At 60.5% G+C, this 17,170-nt stretch carries 18 protein-coding genes and 1 pseudogene; all 19 read right to left on the bottom strand.

Annotated elements, in window-relative coordinates:
* Positions 1-106: 106 nt before the first annotated feature.
* A complete protein-coding gene (locus ACZ1HN_RS10045; RefSeq protein WP_472727390.1) occupies positions 107-1,012 on the bottom strand; it encodes an aminotransferase class IV in 906 nt (301 codons plus the stop codon).
* Between the two features lie 98 nt (positions 1,013-1,110).
* A pseudogene (locus ACZ1HN_RS10050) lies at positions 1,111-2,290 on the bottom strand (DegT/DnrJ/EryC1/StrS family aminotransferase).
* 94 nt (positions 2,291-2,384) lie between these two features.
* A complete protein-coding gene (locus ACZ1HN_RS10055) occupies positions 2,385-3,683 on the bottom strand; it encodes an NAD(P)/FAD-dependent oxidoreductase (RefSeq protein WP_472727391.1) in 1,299 nt (432 codons plus the stop codon).
* Between the two features lie 45 nt (positions 3,684-3,728).
* On the bottom strand, positions 3,729-5,090 hold the full coding sequence (locus ACZ1HN_RS10060; RefSeq protein ID WP_472727392.1) for a glutamine synthetase family protein: 1,362 nt from the start codon (positions 5,088-5,090) through the stop codon (positions 3,729-3,731).
* Positions 5,083-5,772, bottom strand: coding sequence for a type 1 glutamine amidotransferase (locus tag ACZ1HN_RS10065; RefSeq protein WP_472727393.1), 690 nt, complete (start codon positions 5,770-5,772; stop codon positions 5,083-5,085). The genes ACZ1HN_RS10060 and ACZ1HN_RS10065 overlap by 8 nt, the downstream gene beginning before the upstream one ends.
* A 39-nt stretch (positions 5,773-5,811) precedes the next feature.
* A complete protein-coding gene (locus ACZ1HN_RS10070; RefSeq protein ID WP_472727394.1) occupies positions 5,812-7,146 on the bottom strand; it encodes a glutamine synthetase family protein in 1,335 nt (444 codons plus the stop codon).
* Positions 7,147-7,194: 48 nt separating this feature from the next.
* Complete coding sequence (locus tag ACZ1HN_RS10075; RefSeq protein ID WP_472727395.1) at positions 7,195-8,001, bottom strand: ABC transporter permease; 807 nt, start codon at positions 7,999-8,001, stop codon at positions 7,195-7,197.
* Positions 8,002-8,047: 46 nt separating this feature from the next.
* Positions 8,048-8,935 (bottom strand): ABC transporter permease, encoded by an 888-nt coding sequence (locus ACZ1HN_RS10080; protein ID WP_299210780.1) that lies wholly within the window; start codon positions 8,933-8,935, stop codon positions 8,048-8,050.
* An 87-nt stretch (positions 8,936-9,022) separates the two neighbouring features.
* Positions 9,023-9,748, bottom strand: a complete 726-nt coding sequence (locus ACZ1HN_RS10085; RefSeq protein WP_299604109.1) for a transporter substrate-binding domain-containing protein — start codon at positions 9,746-9,748, stop codon at positions 9,023-9,025.
* 25 nt (positions 9,749-9,773) lie between these two features.
* Positions 9,774-10,547 carry an ABC transporter ATP-binding protein gene (locus ACZ1HN_RS10090; RefSeq protein ID WP_299705238.1) on the bottom strand — a complete coding sequence of 258 codons (774 nt, stop codon included), beginning with the start codon at positions 10,545-10,547 and terminating at the stop codon, positions 9,774-9,776.
* Between the two features lie 124 nt (positions 10,548-10,671).
* Positions 10,672-11,409 carry a phosphate/phosphite/phosphonate ABC transporter substrate-binding protein gene (locus tag ACZ1HN_RS10095; protein ID WP_472727396.1) on the bottom strand — a complete coding sequence of 246 codons (738 nt, stop codon included), beginning with the start codon at positions 11,407-11,409 and terminating at the stop codon, positions 10,672-10,674.
* Positions 11,406-11,840 (bottom strand): tellurite resistance TerB family protein, encoded by a 435-nt coding sequence (locus tag ACZ1HN_RS10100; RefSeq protein ID WP_299210728.1) that lies wholly within the window; start codon positions 11,838-11,840, stop codon positions 11,406-11,408. The genes ACZ1HN_RS10095 and ACZ1HN_RS10100 overlap by 4 nt, the downstream gene beginning before the upstream one ends.
* 25 nt (positions 11,841-11,865) lie before the next feature.
* On the bottom strand, positions 11,866-12,300 hold the full coding sequence (locus tag ACZ1HN_RS10105) for a tellurite resistance TerB family protein (RefSeq protein ID WP_299210727.1): 435 nt from the start codon (positions 12,298-12,300) through the stop codon (positions 11,866-11,868).
* Between the two features lie 6 nt (positions 12,301-12,306).
* The gene (locus ACZ1HN_RS10110; RefSeq protein WP_472727397.1) at positions 12,307-13,080 is read right to left on the bottom strand and encodes a 23S rRNA (adenine(2030)-N(6))-methyltransferase RlmJ; all 774 of its coding nucleotides are present in this window, start codon (positions 13,078-13,080) and stop codon (positions 12,307-12,309) included.
* A gap of 202 nt (positions 13,081-13,282) precedes the next feature.
* On the bottom strand, positions 13,283-13,456 hold the full coding sequence (locus ACZ1HN_RS10115) for a hypothetical protein (protein WP_472727398.1): 174 nt from the start codon (positions 13,454-13,456) through the stop codon (positions 13,283-13,285).
* On the bottom strand, positions 13,453-13,866 hold the full coding sequence (locus ACZ1HN_RS10120) for a hypothetical protein (protein WP_472727399.1): 414 nt from the start codon (positions 13,864-13,866) through the stop codon (positions 13,453-13,455). Before ACZ1HN_RS10120 ends, ACZ1HN_RS10115 begins: the two co-directional genes overlap by 4 nt.
* Positions 13,867-13,874: 8 nt before the next feature.
* Positions 13,875-14,366, bottom strand: a complete 492-nt coding sequence (locus ACZ1HN_RS10125) for a peptidase associated/transthyretin-like domain-containing protein (RefSeq protein WP_472727400.1) — start codon at positions 14,364-14,366, stop codon at positions 13,875-13,877.
* 141 nt (positions 14,367-14,507) lie between these two features.
* Positions 14,508-15,338 (bottom strand): hypothetical protein, encoded by an 831-nt coding sequence (locus ACZ1HN_RS10130; protein WP_472727401.1) that lies wholly within the window; start codon positions 15,336-15,338, stop codon positions 14,508-14,510.
* Between the two features lie 96 nt (positions 15,339-15,434).
* Positions 15,435-17,078 carry a CTP synthase gene (locus ACZ1HN_RS10135; protein ID WP_472727402.1) on the bottom strand — a complete coding sequence of 548 codons (1,644 nt, stop codon included), beginning with the start codon at positions 17,076-17,078 and terminating at the stop codon, positions 15,435-15,437.
* Positions 17,079-17,170 lie beyond the last annotated feature (92 nt).

Genomic DNA, 17,170 nt, shown 5'->3' on the forward strand with positions numbered 1-17,170 from the left:
AAGACACATATTGCGCCACGCGAGGAGATGGGCTGGAGCGATACCCCTCATTGCCTGCTTGGTCTGCACGGCGGGTACTGACCGTTGATCCAATGATGCTTTTGCATCAACCGATGTAATCCACAGCGATCCTGTGCTGCGGGCGCGTGATCCAGTCAAAGTAGCGGGTGCGCAGGTCTGATGCGATCGCGCCTGCCGTGCCGTTTGAAAACACCCGGTCATCCACCCGTGCAACAGGAATGACACCCCCACCCGAGGAGGACAGGAACACCTCGTCCGCCTCCAGAAACTCTTCAAGCGGTAGGGGGCGGGTTTCGGTTTGCAGTCCGGCTTCAACGCACATCTCCAGCACTGTGCGCCGGGTGATGCCGTGCAGTACGCCGTGGTCTGAGGTCACCACGCGATCCCCGAAGACGGCAAAGACATTGAAGCCGGGTCCTTCGGTCACGTTTCCATCGTGGTCAAGCAGGAGCGTCGTTTCAAATCCTTGTTCCTTGGCCTCGAACAGGCCCGAGGTGAAGTCACCCCAGTGGTAGTTCTTGACGCGTGGGTTCACGCTGTCTGCCGGAATGCGGCGGACGGATTTGGCGATCCAGACTGATGTGCCTTGCTCTGCCGCCTCTGGCTTGACGATGTGCACATAGGGCACGCACCAGGCATAGAAATGGTTTGTGCAGTCGCGTGGATCACGGCTGCCGGGCACTGGGTTGCATCCGCGTGCAGCGACCATGGCGACATAGGCGTCTTGCAGGCCGCTAGCGGCGACCATCTGGTGGAGTGCGTCGCAAATCGCCGCGTGGTCCATGCTGATGTGATACCGGCCTGCCGTCAGCGATGCGATGAAACGGTCGACATAGTCGTTCAGGCGGAAGAACGCGCCGCGCCAGACCGGCACCACATCATAGGCGATGTCGGAATGGGTGAGCCCCCAGTCGGTGACGGGAATAGCCGCGTCTGAGATAGGGATGATGTGGCCAGCCATCCAGGCGGCGCCCTGCGAGAGATCTGTCATGCCCTCACGCTACTGCACCATGTGTCTGTTGCAAGTCCGGCACGCATCGCCCATTTCCCAATGCGTGTTCCGAAACGCATTGGGGCCGGAGAAAGGTCTTAGGCCGCTTGCTGTTCTGTTGCGGTTGCCACGGCGGACAGCAAAGCCTCTGCCACAGCGTCGAGCGTGTCCTTGGGCAGATGCACGGGCAGGCGCACATCACAGGCACGCATCAGCATGGCACGGGTTTTTGGCAATTCTGGCAAGTTGGGGATGAATTGCCAGTTCCAGAAGGCGCGGGCGTTGTCCGTGCTGGCGCCAAACACCTGTACTTTTACCCCGGTCTGCGCCGCTGCGGCAACAAAACTATCGACCTGCGCATCGCTCATGTCGATCAGGTTGAACTGGATCAGAATCCGGGGCGCGCACCTCGCCATGCAGCGGGGCAGGGACGTGTATATGCGGGCTTTGATCCAGCAAGGCGGCGACATGGTCATGGTTGCGCCGCCCGTCCTCGACCCTGTGGGCGAGGTGGGGCAGCTGCGGCCGAATGACGGCGGCACTCAGGTTCGACATGCGCAGGTTATAGAGCGGCCATTTGTTCTGGTGCTTGGCAAAGGCGTCCTGCAGGACCGGGTGTTTCTTCCAGTTATGTTCGTATGCGCCCGACATGATGATGGCGCGCGCGACCAGATCGGCGTCGTCGGTGATCATGATCCCGCCTTCGCCTGCATTGATCATCTTGTAGGACTGGAATGAGAAGCAGCCGATTGTGCCGATCGTGCCGATCTTGCGCCCGTTCCAGAGGGTGCCGAGCGAGTGGGCCGCATCCTCGATCACCGGGATGCCGGCGGCGGTGCACAGGGTCATGATCGCGTCCATGTCGGACGTGTGGCCGCGCATGTGGCTGATGATAACGGCCTGTACGCTTGGCAGCTTCTCAACGAAGTCATCGATGTTGACGCGGTAATTTTCGTCCACTTCACACAGGATCGGCAGGCAATCGGCGTGCAAGACCGATGATGGCACGGCGGCAAAGGTGAAGCCGGGGATCAGGACGCGCGCGTCGCGTGGCAGATTGAGCGCCTTGAGCGACAGGAAAAGCGCGGCAGAGCAGGACGAGACGGCGAGGGCAAACTTGCTGCCCATCAGTTCTGCAAATTCGGCTTCGAGAAGCGAGACGGGTGCACCTTCGGATGCTGTGTAGCGGAAGAGGTCGCCGGAGCTCAGCAGGCGGTCGATCTCTTGTCTTGCGGCGGCGGGGATGGGTTCGGCACTGTGCATGTCGGGGAGAGACATATTCAGAATCCTTATGATCGGTTTTCGTTTTTGTAAATCCGATAGACGCAAAAGGAAACGGTTTTGTGACGTTTGAGCTGAATTAAGCTTGCCGTTACAGGCCGAGGCGGTCGCGCAGAGCGTACCAGGTCATGGCGAGGACGAGGAGCGGGCTGCGCAGTTTGGCCCCTCCCGGGAAAGGCGTTGTGGGGATGGCAGCCATAGTGTCGAAGCCATCTGTGTGCCCTTGGATCGCTTGTGCCATCAGCATGCCTGCGTGGGTCGCTGTACCCACGCCATGCCCGGAATAGCCCGAAGCGCTGAGCATGTTGGGCGCCAGCCGGGCCACGTAAGGCAAACGCTTCATCGTGATCGCAAGCGTTCCGCCCCAAGCATAGTCGATCTGCACATCAGCGAGATGCGGAAAGATTTGGGTCATCGGTTTGCGCACCTTCGCCGCGATGTCGCGGGGAAAGCGGTAGCCATAGCTTTCACCCCCACCAAACAGCAGGCGGTTGTCATGGCTCAGCCGGAAGTAGTTCACCACAAAGCGGCTATCCGATAAGGCGATGTCTTGTGTCAGTACGCTGGCAGGGTCGTCCAGCGGCGCGGTGGCGGCGACGAAATTGTTGATGGGCATGACGCGGGCAGCGACGGGGGCGTTCAACCCACCCAAGTAGCCGTTGCAGGCGAGGATGACGTGATCTGCCGTGACAGAGCCATTGTCGGTCGTGAGCGTGATCCGTGCACCGTTTTTGATGCCGGTGACAGTGCTGCCTTCATGGATCGTTGCCCCGGCCCTTTCCGCGGCGGTCGCCAGCCCGAGGGCAAAGCGCAGCGGGTGCAGGTGGCCGGATTTGTGATCAATGACACCGCCGCGATAGGCAGGTGAGGGGCAGATGGCGTGGAAGGCATCCCGGTCCAGTACGTCGACGCGGTGGTTATAGTGCCGGTCCATGTGATCTGCATAGGCGTGCAGGTCCGCCACATCGCTTTCGTCTTCCGCAGTCCAGGCGATGCCGGGGCGGTAGAAGCAATCGATCCGGTGCGTGTCTATCAGGTGCCGGACAAGGTCGGTCGCCTCCAGCCCCATGTCCCAAAGACGCCGTGCAGTCTCGGATCCGACGATCTTCTCAAGGTATGGCTGCTCAACCCTTTGGCCGGTGCCCAATTGCCCGCCATTGCGGCCGGAGGCGCCAAAGCCTGCGCGATGCGCCTCCAACACAACAACGCGCCGTCCGGCCTGTGCCAGATGCAGTGCAGCGGACAGCCCTGTATATCCAGCACCGACAATGCACACATCTGCCTGTAGATACCCCTGTAACGGCGCCCGGGGCGCCGGACTATCGGCTGTCGCGGCATACCAGCTATCGGGATAAGCCCCCGGTTGATCGTTGGCGGTCAGAAGGTCCATCTTCCCTGTTTCCGAAAAATCCTCCCCGAAGGGCCGGGTTGCCACTTAGACGTTCAGTAGCAAATGCTCGCGCTCCCATGGGGAAATCACTTGCAGGAACTCGTCATATTCGGCGCGTTTGACGATCGAATAGACACGCGCGAACTCTTCGCCCAGCACCGCGTGCAGGTCAGTGGCTTGGTCAAACAGGTCCAGTGCCGACCCCAGCACGCGCGGGATGTCTCCGTCGCCTTCATAGGCGTCGCCCCGGAATTGGGCCGAGGGGCGCTGTTCCTGAATAAGACCCAGATAGCCGCAGGCCAGTGATGCGGCGATGCCAAGATACGGGTTGCAGTCCATGCCTGCGATCCGGTTTTCAACGCGCCGCGCCTGTGGCTCGGACAGGGGAATACGGATGCCTGTTGTGCGGTTGTCACGGCCCCAAGCGAGGTTGATAGGAGCAGCGTGATCTTTCACGTAGCGGCGGTAGCTGTTGACGAACGGCGCCATGACTGCAAGCGCTGCAGGCAAATGGTTCTGCAGGCCCGCTATGAAGTGGAAGAACGCGTCGGTGTCGCCGTCTTGCGGACCCACGAAAAGGTTCTGGCCTGTTTCCATGTCGATGATCGAATGGTGGATATGCATCGCACTTCCGGGTTCGTTCGCGATGGGTTTGGCCATGAAGGTGGCAAAGCAATCGTGACGCAGTGCCGCCTCGCGGATCAGGCGTTTGAAATAGAACACCTCGTCCGCCAGCTTGACCGGATCGCCGTGACGCAGGTTGATCTCAAGCTGGCCTGCGCCGCCTTCCTGCGTGATGCCGTCAATTTCGAACCCTTGCGCCTCGGCAAAGTCATAGATGTCGTCGATCACAGGGCCAAATTCGTCCACGGCCGTCATGGAATAGGCCTGTCGCGCCGCCGCCGGGCGGCCGGAGCGGCCTGTCATGGGTTTGATTTCCTGCGCGGGGTCCAGGTTGCGCGCGATCAGGAAGAATTCCATTTCTGGCGCCACAACCGGTTTCCACCCCTTGTCGTTGTAGAGCTGCACAACCCGTTTCAGCACGTTGCGCGGACTGAAGGGCACGGGCTGATCCTTGCGATCATAGGCGTCATGGATCACCTGAAGGGTCCAGTCACCTGTCCATGGCGCCGCTGTTGCAGTCGACATGTCGGGCTTGAGGATCATGTCTTTTTCGATGAACCCGTCTTCGCCTGCGGCCTCACCCCAATCGCCGGTAATGGTCTGGTAGAAGATACTGTCGGGCAGGTGGAAGTAATCCTGTCGTACGAATTTCGAGGCAGGCACCGCTTTGCCCCGTGCGATGCCGGGCAAGTCGGCGATGATGCACTCCACTTCGTCCAGCCGTTTACCTTCGAGGTAGACACGCGCCGCTTCGGGCAGCTTGGATGTCCAGTCGTCAGACATGTGTTAGAGCCCCCTGCTTGAGAAAGGCCGCCATTTCATCGGCCACCTTTTGGCTTTGTATGGGGGCGTCCAGCTGCGCCCGCGCATTGTCGAGCAGCGGGTCGGGCACCACTCCGGGTCCGCGATGGGTGGCGAGTGCATCCACCATGTTGGCGCCAAATTCGGGGTGGGGCTGTATGGTCCAGATGCGGTCGCCATAGACCAGCGCCGCGTTCTCGCAGAAATCGTTCGAAGCGATAACCTCGGCCCCTTCCGGCACTTCGACGACCTGGTCCTGATGCCATGCGTTCACGGCAAGGGTTTCGCCCTTGTAGTTGTATTCCCGCCGTCCCACCGACCAGCCACCGTCGAATTTCACGACCTTGCCGCCCATGGCCTGTGCGATGATCTGGTGGCCGAAACAGATGCCAACCATCGGGCGGCTTGCCGCGTGGATGCCGCGGATCAGGTCCTCGAGCGGGGGGATGAACGGGTGATCTTCATAAGCGCCATGTTTCGACCCGGTGATCAACCATCCGTCGCACACATCCGGCCCGTCCGGGAAGTCCATGTCCACCACGTTGAAGGTTTCGAACTCAAAGCCGTGCCCGTCCAGCAGGCGGGCGAACATGGTGTCATAGTCACCAAGCGTTCCCAACACTTCGTCGGGCGCGTGACCGGTTTGCAGAATGCCGATTTTCATGGATCACCTGAGGGTTACGGGCCGAAGATAGTGCGCGGTTCAGACAGAGTCGAGGTAGATTTCCGTCTGCTCGTCTGGCGTGAGTTCGGCCATGTAGCGCGCTTCCTGCCGCTTGGTCATGTCCATGTTGCGGATCAGCTCAGCGTCGAAGATGCGTGCGATATGCGGGCTGTCGGCAAAGGCCGCCATGGCGTCTTCCCATGTGCTGGGAACCTGCTCCAGATCCTGCGCGTAGGCGTTGCCGGTGATTGGGGCGGGCGGGTCCTTTGCGTCCTCGATCCCGTTCAGGGCGGCGCCGAGTACGGCAGCGACGGAGAGATACGGGTTCACGTCGCCTCCGGCCACCCGGTGTTCGATGCGGCGGGCGGCCGCGGGGCCGGACGGGATGCGGATGGCCGCCGTGCGGTTTTCATAGGCCCATGCGATGCCAGTTGGTGCGTGGGCGTCCGGCACCAGCCGCGCATAGGAATTGGCATGGGGCGCAAAGATCAGCATTGACCCGGGCATTGCGGCAAGACATCCCTGCACGGCGTGTCGCAAGGCATCTGTGCCCGCCTCGGTCCCGTCGTCAAAGATGTTCTGGCCATTCTTATCCAGTACCGAGAAGTGCATGTGGAGCCCGTTGCCTGCGTAGTCAGGATACGGTTTTGCCATGAAGGACGCGGCGAAGCCGTGTTTGCGCGCCAGACCCTTGACCAGCATCTTGAACAGCCAAGCGTCATCAGCAGCCTTCAGCGCGTCGGCCTGATGCATCAGGTTGATTTCGAATTGACCCAGCCCGCTTTCGGAAATGGCGGTGTCGGCGGGGATGTCCATCGTCTCGCAGGCGTCATAGAGCTCGGTAAAGAAGTCGTCGAAGGCGTCGAGCGTGCGCATGGACAGGATCTCTCCGGCCACGCGGCGCTTGCCGGATCGCGGCGACGGGGGCACGCGGAGGCGACTGCCTGTGTCATCGATCAGAAAAAACTCAAGCTCGACGGCAACAACTGGTGTCAGTCCTTTTGCAGCGAACCGGTTCTGGACTGCCGCCAGCGCGTGACGGGGATCGCCCATGAAGGGCCGCCCATCTTCATGGAACATCCAGATCGGCAGGAGACCCGTTGGTGTATTCAGCCAAGGCATCGGGACAAAGCCACGCTCGGTCGGGCGCAATACGCCGTCCCGGTCACCGGTCTCCATCACAAGGGGGCTGTCCTCGATGTCCTCACCCCAGATATCGAGATTGAGGACAGACATGGGAAAGCGCGTTCCGCTTTCCGTGACCTTGTTGGCAAAGCGCACCGGCATCCGCTTGCCGCGCGCCACACCGTTCAGATCGGCGGCTGCGACACGGATCGCACGTATTTCAGGGTTATCAACCAGCCAATCGTGCATCACGTTCTTCTTCTGACTAAAAATACGACCGCCGGAGGCATTCTATCTTCACCGGATCAGGTTCATGCGCAGCTTTATCTTCTGGCGCGTGTTGGCGGGCAGGTGCCGATTCAGGCGACGATTGACGACCCCGAAAAAGCCAATGATCACCAGTGTCAGCAAGATGAAATACGCCGCCAAGATCGGGTACGGAATGAAGGGGTTGAAGGTTTTGTCTGCGAAATAGCTTGCGTAGTACAGCGCATCGCCTTGCTGTCCTCGTACCGGAAAGGCCGAGAAAAACACGAGTGTGGTGGCGTGAAACAGGAAGATCGCCTCATTCGTATAAGCGGGCCACGCCAACCGCAGCATCGTGGGCCATACGACCCGGCGGAAGCGGGACCATCCCGTCAGGCCGTAGGCATCGGCGGCCTCGACCTCGCCTTTGGGGATGGACTGCAGGGCCCCGAAAAAGATTTCGGCAGAGTAGGCAGCCGTGTTGAAGAACAGAACGATCAGCGCCCCGAGCCACGCTGCCGCGAATGGGCCAAAGAACGGGTGCACGTTCTTGAGGCTGAGGAAAACGAAGTAAGCAAAGAAGAACTGAATGAACAGCGGCGAGCCGCGGAAGACGAAGATGAACCACTCCGACGGCTTGCGCAGGCTCGGCGTGGTTGATGCCTTGCCCAGGGCCAGTACCGTGGCCAGCACAAAACCGGCCAGCATCGCCAGCACGCCGAAATAGATGTTCCAGATCATGCCCGAACCGATCAGCGTGACCTGTTCGCACAAGGTAAAGTCATCTCGGGGCAGGCGGCGCTCCCCGATACCGATGGACCGCAGCGCATAGGCCTGAATCGTTTCAAGGCAGGTCATGTGATACCGCCCTTGCTCGATTGAGCTTCTGTAGACGTATAGCCCTTCACGCTTGCGTCCTCTTGCGCTGCGCATCGCCAGCGGTCGTGGCCTGTCCGTGGCTCAGCCGGGTCATCAGTCGCGCCAGCACGATCTCGGACACACGGGTGAAAAGCAGGTAGAAAATCAGAAGGGCGAGGAAGTACCACATGCGCCAGTCGCCATGGGGGTAATCTGTGAAACGGGGGGTCTTGATGCCGCCCAGCTCGCGCGCCCAATAGACGAGGTCCTCGACCCCAAGCAGGAACAGCAGCGGCGTGGCCTTCATCAGCACCATCCACAAGTTCGACAGGCCGGGCAGTGCATAGACCCACATCTGCGGCACCAGGACCCGCCAGAAGGTCTGGCGCGGCGTCATGCCGTAGCTTTCAGCGGTTTCGAGCTGACCGCGTGGCACGGCCTGCATCGCGCCGTACAAAACGTTGGCCGAAAAGGCGCCAAACACGATGGCAAAGGTCAGGACGGCAATGGCGAAGCCATAGGTTTCGTGCACCCATTGCGGCGCGTTGCCCAGCGGCATCTTGGCTGCCTGGCACACGACAAAGTCGTTGCCCTGGCGGATCGGCTCTGACCAATCGGGGCACAGCGTCTTGTGGCGGAGGTATTCGATCCCCTGGTCCAGGGCGATCACGAAGAATAGGAAGAATGCGACGTCAGGCACGCCGCGCACAACTGCGATATACCCCCTGCCGATCCAGGACACCGGCGCAGTACGCGACCGTGCGGCAGAGGCACCAGCAAATCCGAAGGCCAAGGCGGCAGGCGCCGTAATCGCCAGCAGCAACAGAACGGTCAGGACCGACCAATAGAGCGAAATGTGTTTCGTCGTGGTCAGGTAACAGGCCATCCACTGCCAATCCGGCAGGGTGCTCGGGTCTGTGCAGAAGCTGAAGATGAGAGGCCTCAATATTTCAGGGCGCGCAGCGTCGTGAAGCGAGTGAAGGGGAGGGCTGCGACCTTCCCCTTCACGTCCTGTGCTGGCTTAGAAGAGTTCTGCTTCGTCGCCGAACCACTTTGTGATCATTGTGTTCAGTGTGCCATCTTCTTTCATCGAAGTGATGGCCGCGTCGAACTTGGCTTTCATCTCACCGTCGGTCTCGCGCACGCCCATGCCGACGCCGCCGCCGAGGGGTACGGGCTCACCGACCCAAACGATTTCCGGATCTTCGGCCACGATGGGCTCAAGGAAGGAGCCCTGGAAGAAAACGGCGTCCGCTTCACCGCTCTTGACGGCGGCGATCAACTCTTCTGCGGTTGCGAATTCCAGAAGTGTCGCGTCGCTGTCTGCCACGTAGCCGGCCTGGATCGTGTTGACCTGGCTGGCAACCATGCCGTTGATGTCTGCGTCTTCGGACAGGCCCACGTAGCGGGAGGCTTCTGGCGGCAGATAGTTCTGGGTAAAGTCGATGACCTCATCCCGTTCGTCGGTGATGCTCATGCCCGCGATGATCGTGTCGTAGTTACCGGACACGAGGTTGGGGATGATGCTGTCCCATTCGTTGGTGACCCATTCACAGGTCAGTTCGGCGCGCGCGCACAGTTCGTCGCCAACTTCGCGTTCGAACCCGTCAACTTCGCCAGCATCATTGATGAAGTTGTAGGGAGGGTAGGCGCCCTCGGTGCCCATGCGCACGACGCTGTGGCCGTCGGCCATGGCAAAGGTGGCTGTCATCGCAACTGCGACGGTCGAAAGAAGGATGGATTTCATGTGAGTTTCTCCCGTTGATTATTGGTTACGCGGCGTGGGTTGCAGATAGAAACCCACGCAGTCGTTCTGATTTGGGCGCGCCAAACAACTCATCTGGCGGTCCTTGTTCTTCGATCAGGCCCTTGTGCAGAAACACGACGTGGTCGCTGACATCATGGGCCAGTTTCATGTCATGGGTGACGATCAGCATGGTCCGCCCTTCGGCGGCCAAGTCCTTGATCACCCTGACAACTTCCTGTTCCAGTTCTGGGTCCAGGGCACTTGTCGGTTCGTCAAACAGCAGCGCTTCGGGTTCCATGCACAGCGCGCGGGCAATTGCGGCGCGTTGTTGTTGGCCCCCCGATAGCTGGGCGGGATAAGCGTCGCATTTGTCGCCGATGCCCACTTTGTCGAGGTATTTTCGTGCCGCCTGCTCCACCTCGGCCGGATCGCGGCGCAGGACGGTCACGGGCGCTTCCATCACGTTCTGCAGGATGGTCATGTGGGCCCACAGATTGAACTGCTGAAACACCATGGACAGGTTCGTACGGATACGCAGCACTTGCTTGGGATCTGCCGGACGGCGGCCATGGTCGCTGCCTTTCCACGTCACCTGCTCACCCTTGAACACCACATCGCCTTGCTGACTGTCTTCAAGCAGGTTGCAGCAGCGCAGAAGCGTGGATTTTCCTGACCCGGATGACCCGATGAGGGATACGACATCCCCCCGTTTTGCCTGAATATCCACGCCTTTCAACACTTCCAGCGGACCGTACGCCTTGTGCAGGTTTCGGATTTCAATAACGGAAGTGTCTGACACGTGGGTTGGCTGCGCTTGTTTCGATCAGCCGGTATAAGGGAGGAAAACATGTGCCTTGTCCACGGGCAAAAGGGACGTTTTGCCTGCCATTTGCGCAAATTGACGTAGGGAGAACCCGCTTTGATCAAGGTGCGGGCGGAATCGGGAAGGCGAGATACGCGGATGGCGGGAGATTGACGATGCCCTTTAGGCGCAGGGCGCAGCGATCTTCGTGCGTCAAGTTTGAAACAGCGGTTGCGATGGAATCGAATATTGGTTTCGGATCGCGTTCCAGCGCCGTGATATAGGGCAGTGCCGGGGTGGGCATCGTGCGATCGAAGGCGTCCAGATATGCGGCGGCGTCACTGTGCTCGGCAGCCCAAAGAAGGAAAGTCAGCGCATCGATGGCGGCAAAATCCGCCTGTCCGTTCAGAACCGTTCGGATGCTTTCGATATGCGCTTGTGTTTGCAGAGTCTTTCTTGGCCGAAGCTTACGTTCTTCAAGGTGTGCCAATGGCGCAGCCCAGCCTGATTGCGACAATGGATCATTGAACGCCATCACGCCTCGCCGAGATAATTCTGTAAGGGCGCGCGGATCATCGTGGCGTCGGATCAGGTAGCTGAAATAGTGGCCCGATGGGCAGTTGGGCAGGTCATAGTCCGGTGTTCCGACGAGGGTCACCTTTTCATGGAGTCGTGCCCTGAATGGCAGCCCGCATGTCTGTGCAAGGAGCAGGTCCGGTGATTGCCATTCAGTCCAAGGAGCTCCACCGCGGTTCAGCTGATCCGGTCCATAGCCAAGGGCGGTGCGTATCCCCGCCCAGTATCTGTCATGGGCGTCGCGCAGATGTGGCATGTCGTACATGCCGAGCGATGCAATCACCCGGTAACCCTTTGGCGCGCCTTGGCGCTGTCCTGATCGGTGATGCCCAGCAGGTTGGTGACAAGGCGCAAGAGCGCATCCTCTTCCTGCGCGCGCTGTCCGTCTGCAAGCACCACTTTCCAGAGCGCTTCGACAACGGCCAGACGGTCTTCGTAGGCGACGGCGTCTTTTATCGCACGGGTGAAGCGGACGGTGTCTGGGGCGTCGGCTTCCATTGCCTCGGCTTCAGCTCGTAAGGCATTGGCCTCCTTATGTGAAAGCCCGTATCGATCCTGTGTAATCTGATCGATCAATACACGTTCGTCGCCGGAGTAATCGTAGTCGGAGCGGGCCACGCGCACCAGCAATGCGGTTAGGGCCAGCCGCGCATCTGCGTCGGCAATCGGGGCGGGCTCGGGCTGGATCAGCCGTTTGAGGAGGTCTTGGAACATGGGTGCGGATATATGGCGGTTGGGCCTATTCGCCAAGCGCACGGGTGCGAATGTCGGCGCTGTCGTCGGGCGTGATGCCAAGTGCGGCCTCGATCTGGTGCAGCACGTCCTCTTCGATCCCGGCATGTTCACCGTCGGCGAGCAACACTTGCCACATGGCCATGGCAAGGCCAAGTCGGTCGGCATAAGGCACTGTTTCCCTTAGGATATCCGCGAATTCGGGCGTGCCGGGTGCGTGCCGCTCCAGCGCCTCGCAGGTGGCGCGCAACTTTGCGGCCTCCAGTGGTTTCAGGTCGAAGGTCGCTGACAGGATCTTGTCTATCGCGGCCACTTCCGGTGCCTGGTATTCGCGGTCGGCCATCGCGACCCGCACCAGCAGCGCGCCAAGGGCGAGTTGCGGCGTGGGTTCGGGCAAAGGTTTGGTTTCCTTGGGTCTTTTGGGGAAAAGGCGTTCGAACATGGCGTGTCACTTCAATTGGTCAAAGCGAGTTTTCAGATTTGCGGCCTGTGCGGCAAGACCGAAGGGCGGATTGATCACAAAAAGGCCAGACCCAACCATGCCGTGGCCGGGGCGTGCGGGGGGAAACCTCACTTCGTGTCGCAGTGCGCCTGGGTGGTCTTTTCCAAGCGTCTTCAGCATGTTGCTATGCGCACCTGATGTCAGGATCGGATACCACAAGACGATAATGCCCACATTCCACGCACGTGTGTATTTTTTGATGTGCCCAGGGATCGTTGCGTAATCTTCTTTCACCTCAAAGCTGGGGTCGATCAGCATCAGGCCGCGCCGCGGCGTCGGAGGCAGGATTGAATGGGCCATGGCAAAGCCGTCGGCGCGGTGGATCTTGGCCGTTGGTAGCGCCAGTTCCAGAGCGTTGTGTTCTGCGGGGTGCAGTTCTGCCACCGTCAGCACGTCATTGTCCCGAAGCGTTTGTGCCGCGATCATGGGAGAGCCAGGATAAGCACTTTCACCATGTATTTCATGGGTTTGCTGAAGGCATCTCATGTAGGGATGATCACTTGGAAACCAGTCTTGCACCCGCGCAATACCCTGTGCCGCTTCGCCGGTCTTGAGCGCTTCGTCGGACGACAGGTCATAGAGTGCCCGACCGCCATGGGTTTCGATGTAGCTGACCGGTTTGTCCTTACGGGTGAGGTAGTCCAGCATCCAGGCCAGAAGGCTGTGCTTGTGAACATCCGCAAGGTTTCCGGCGTGGTATATGTGCTGGTAGCTGAGCATGGGGGCTTATGGCCCGCAGAGCACCGTACGCGCAACGGTTAACGGCCTGATCCGTGCATCAACGCGGATATGCGCGTTAATGCCTGCAAAACAAGGGGAATCGGTCTGTCACCCCGCGTGCACCCTCTGTGCACCCCCGTACACCGGTTGCGCTGCTTTTGCCGGGTTAACGGGCCGTGCGCTGCCAAATCCTGCCACTTCGTTAACGTCGTCGGGGGCGTAGACGCGGGGCGATCCGGAGGGCGGCCAATAGGACCAAGGCGCTCAGGCCGTACTTGGTGACGGTCTCCATCGTACCTTCGATCAGCAGGACATGGATCACCGTGCCGATGGCAATTGTCAGGGCCAGCGCCACATGCGCCCGTCGCCATGTCATCGGGCGGACGGTGATGCGTTTGCGAAGGGCGGCCATGAGGGCGGCGGCGAACACGGCCCACATGGCGATGACCCCCAGACCGAAAACGGCGTGGGCGAGGTGAAGGTCAGCGCGTCGATCACATCCGGTGGGCTTGTGATCCAGAGACCTATGACGTGACCAACAACAGCCCCCAACAGAAGCACACCGGTCAGGCGGTGCAGGCGGCGCGCGCGGGTCTGGGGCAGGTTGGGCAGATCACCAGCGGCGAGAAGCGGTTGCACCAGCAGGAGCGTCATGCCGAAGATGCCCGCAAAGCCCGATGCGATGTAGATACCGTCCCGCCATTGCAAGAGCGGGCTGAACCCTGCGGCTACCAATGGTGCAGCAATTGCGGCAGCCAGCGCGGTCCACGGAATGATGCCGCGCATGGGGGCTGTCAGCCCTGTAGCAGGACGAACTGCACGTCGAGCGTAGTATCAGAGGCGCTGGACATGATCGGGCGCAGGAACACGGTTTGGAAGCCGTTGTCGTCGAATTCGGCATCATAGGCGAGATGCCCGTGCGGTTGGCCAAAGGCCGGAACGATTTGCGGCATGTCCATCTGGAACCGGCCCTGTGCATCTGTGAGCGTGGCCCCGTGGCTGCGTTCGTCCCGTTCATGCCCTTCGGTTGTGTGCGCCCACATCTGGATACGGGCGTTGGGGATAGGCGCGCCGTCACCTGCGTTGAGGACGGTGCCGGTCATCAGAAACCCGCCGCCGCCGATACGGTCAACGATGGGCGCGCCGGGGCGGTAGTTATTGGCGCCGCCGCGCATGGTCGGGGTCGGGGCAAGGCCCGCGGCGCGGGCGGGGACGGTCAGACCGGATGTCAGCAGGGCGGCTGTACCGGTGGCCAGAACGGTGCGTCGGTGGAATGAGGTGGTCATGGGCATGTCTCCTCGGGTGGCGGTTGCCTATGACGTAAGAGAGTATCACGTCGGATAAACCGGGGTCACGGGGTCGTGATGTGCCAGGCGTTCTTTTCAGCCAATCCGCGACAGTGGGTCCTGATTGCGGCGCGGACGAGCTCAGGTTTCGTCCTCGATCCAGGTGATGAACCGGCCTTTGACAAGCCAGGAGACACCGAAAGCAATCAACGCGGCGGCCTCGCACCAGAAGGTCCAGTTGCCGGCATCCCACCACGGCCAGGGTACGCCCGTCAGCCATGGGATCAACGCGGCACTGCCCATGGCAAGGATCGCCAGCACGATGACAGTGCCCGCAGCATAGTAAAAGGTGTTGCGGATGACCTTGACCCGCGTCGGCTTTCCGAGTGCATCGCGTTGGTTGTCATCCACGGCTGTGAACACAAAAAAGCAAAACCAGGCGAGGAAGAAGAACACGACGGCAGCGGACGCGTAGTGGATGACGCTTGCGTATTCAAAAAGCCGAAACGCGGTGATCGGATCAAAGGCGCCGTCCAGCGCGGGCGCACCGTCGACAAGGCGCATAGTCAGTTTCGGCCGCGCCGCAAAAATGTTGGCGTCGCACCCCCAGCCGCTGGTTGGAAAGAGGGCGATACCGAAGGCTCCGATCCCGGCATATGTTGCAAGTCGGTTTTCGGCTCCCAGCCTGTCTTCGCCACGGTAGACTATCAGGTAGGCGCCGATGAAGCATAGTGCACCTGTAAACACAGTGCCCCAGAGCGGTGCGTAGTAGAAATGGCTGATCGAATAGCGGAAGCAGGTGTCGATATATGGATTGTCCGAGGGCAGGTGAGACGCGATCCACAGGATAATGGGCAATCCAACCGCGACACTGCCGACCACCCGCGCAAGTGCGCGCTGATCAATGGCCGCGTATTTGTCGCCGTGTCCCGCCGCGGCGTAGCGATCGTGCCCCACTTGAAATAACGACATGGGCGCCCTCCGAAATTGAGTGTGTTCAATGCGGAGGATACTACTCGTTTTGCGAGAATTTCGCGAGTGATTTACAGCACGCGCGCCGTTTGGCGGTCACACCAGCCGTGACATATCCTTGGCCGCACGCACGAAATCCTGGAACAGCGGGTGCGGGTCGAAGGGTTTGGATTTCAGTTCGGGGTGGAACTGCACGCCGATGAACCACGGGTGATCTGACCATTCCACGATCTCTGGCAGGCGGCCATCCGGCGACATGCCCGAGAAGCTGAGCCCCGCTTTTTCCAACTGCTCGCGGTACTTGATGTCGACCTCGTAGCGGTGGCGGTGGCGTTCGTCGATCGTCGTGGTGCCGTAGGCTTCGGCCACGCGGCTGCCTGCCGTCAATGTGGCGTCGTAGGCCCCCAGTCGCATGGTGCCGCCCTTGTCGTCGCCCACCTTGCGTTCGACCTTGTGGTTGCCCTGCACCCATTCCTTGAGGTGGTAGACAACAGGTTCAAACCGTTTCTTGCCCGCCTCGTGGTCAAATTCCTCGGACCCTGCGGTTTTCAGGCCAGCCACGTTACGCGCCGCTTCGATCACTGCCATTTGCATGCCAAGGCAGATGCCGAGGTATGGGACCTTGCGGGTGCGGGCGAACTCGGCCGCCTTGATCTTGCCTTCGGTGCCGCGTTCGCCAAATCCGCCGGGGACGAGGATGGCATTGAAGCCTTCCAGATGGGGGGCGGGGTCTTCGTTGTCGAACAGTTCGGCATCGACCCACTCGACCTTGACCCTGACCCGGTTCGCCATGCCGCCATGAGTCAGTGCCTCGGCGATCGATTTATAGGCGTCTTCAAGCTGGGTGTATTTGCCGACGATGGCGACCTTCACTTCGCCTTCCGCGTTGTGGATGCGGTCGCTGACGTCTTCCCACTTGGCCAGATCCGGCTTGGGCGCCGGGCTGATCTGGAAGGCGTCGAGGACGGCCTGATCCAGCCCTTCGGCGTGGTAGGCAAGGGGGGCGTCGTAGATGGTGCCAAGGTCCTGTGCGGCGATCACGCTGTCGGGGCGGACATTGCAGAAGAGGGCAAGCTTCTCGCGCTCCTTTTCCGGGATTAGCCCCTCTGACCGGCAGACCAGAATGTCCGGGGCAATGCCGATGGACCGCAGTTCCTTGACGCTGTGCTGGGTCGGCTTGGTTTTCAATTCGCCGGACGCCTTGATCCATGGCAGCAGCGTCAGGTGCATGAAGATGCACTGGCCGCGGGGCTTGTCCTGGCTGAACTGGCGGATGGCTTCGAAGAATGGCAGACCTTCGATGTCGCCCACGGTGCCGCCAATCTCGCACAGCATGAAATCGACCTCGTCATCGCCGATCTCGATGAAATCCTTGATCTCGTTCGTGACGTGGGGGATGACCTGGATCGTTTTGCCGAGGTAGTCGCCGCGCCGCTCTTTCTCGAGCACGTTGGAATAGATGCGGCCGGAGGAAACGGAATCAGTTTTGCGCGCAGCCACGCCGGTAAAGCGTTCGTAGTGGCCAAGATCGAGGTCGGTCTCTGCCCCGTCATCTGTCACGAACACTTCGCCGTGCTCAAAGGGTGACATGGTGCCGGGATCGACGTTCAAATAGGGGTCCAGCTTGCGCAGCCGTACGGAAAAGCCACGGGCCTGCAAAAGCGCGCCTAGGGCAGCCGATGCCAACCCTTTGCCCAGCGATGACACAACGCCGCCCGTGATGAAAATGTAGCGTGCCATGTGGTGCAGTCCCCCGTGGTTCATTCAGGCCTCAAGGCCACTGTGAGCAGACGCGTGAAAGCGTTCCCCACGGGGCCTCAGTATAACAGGAT

This window comes from Tateyamaria sp. GN1-10, from assembly GCF_055693845.1.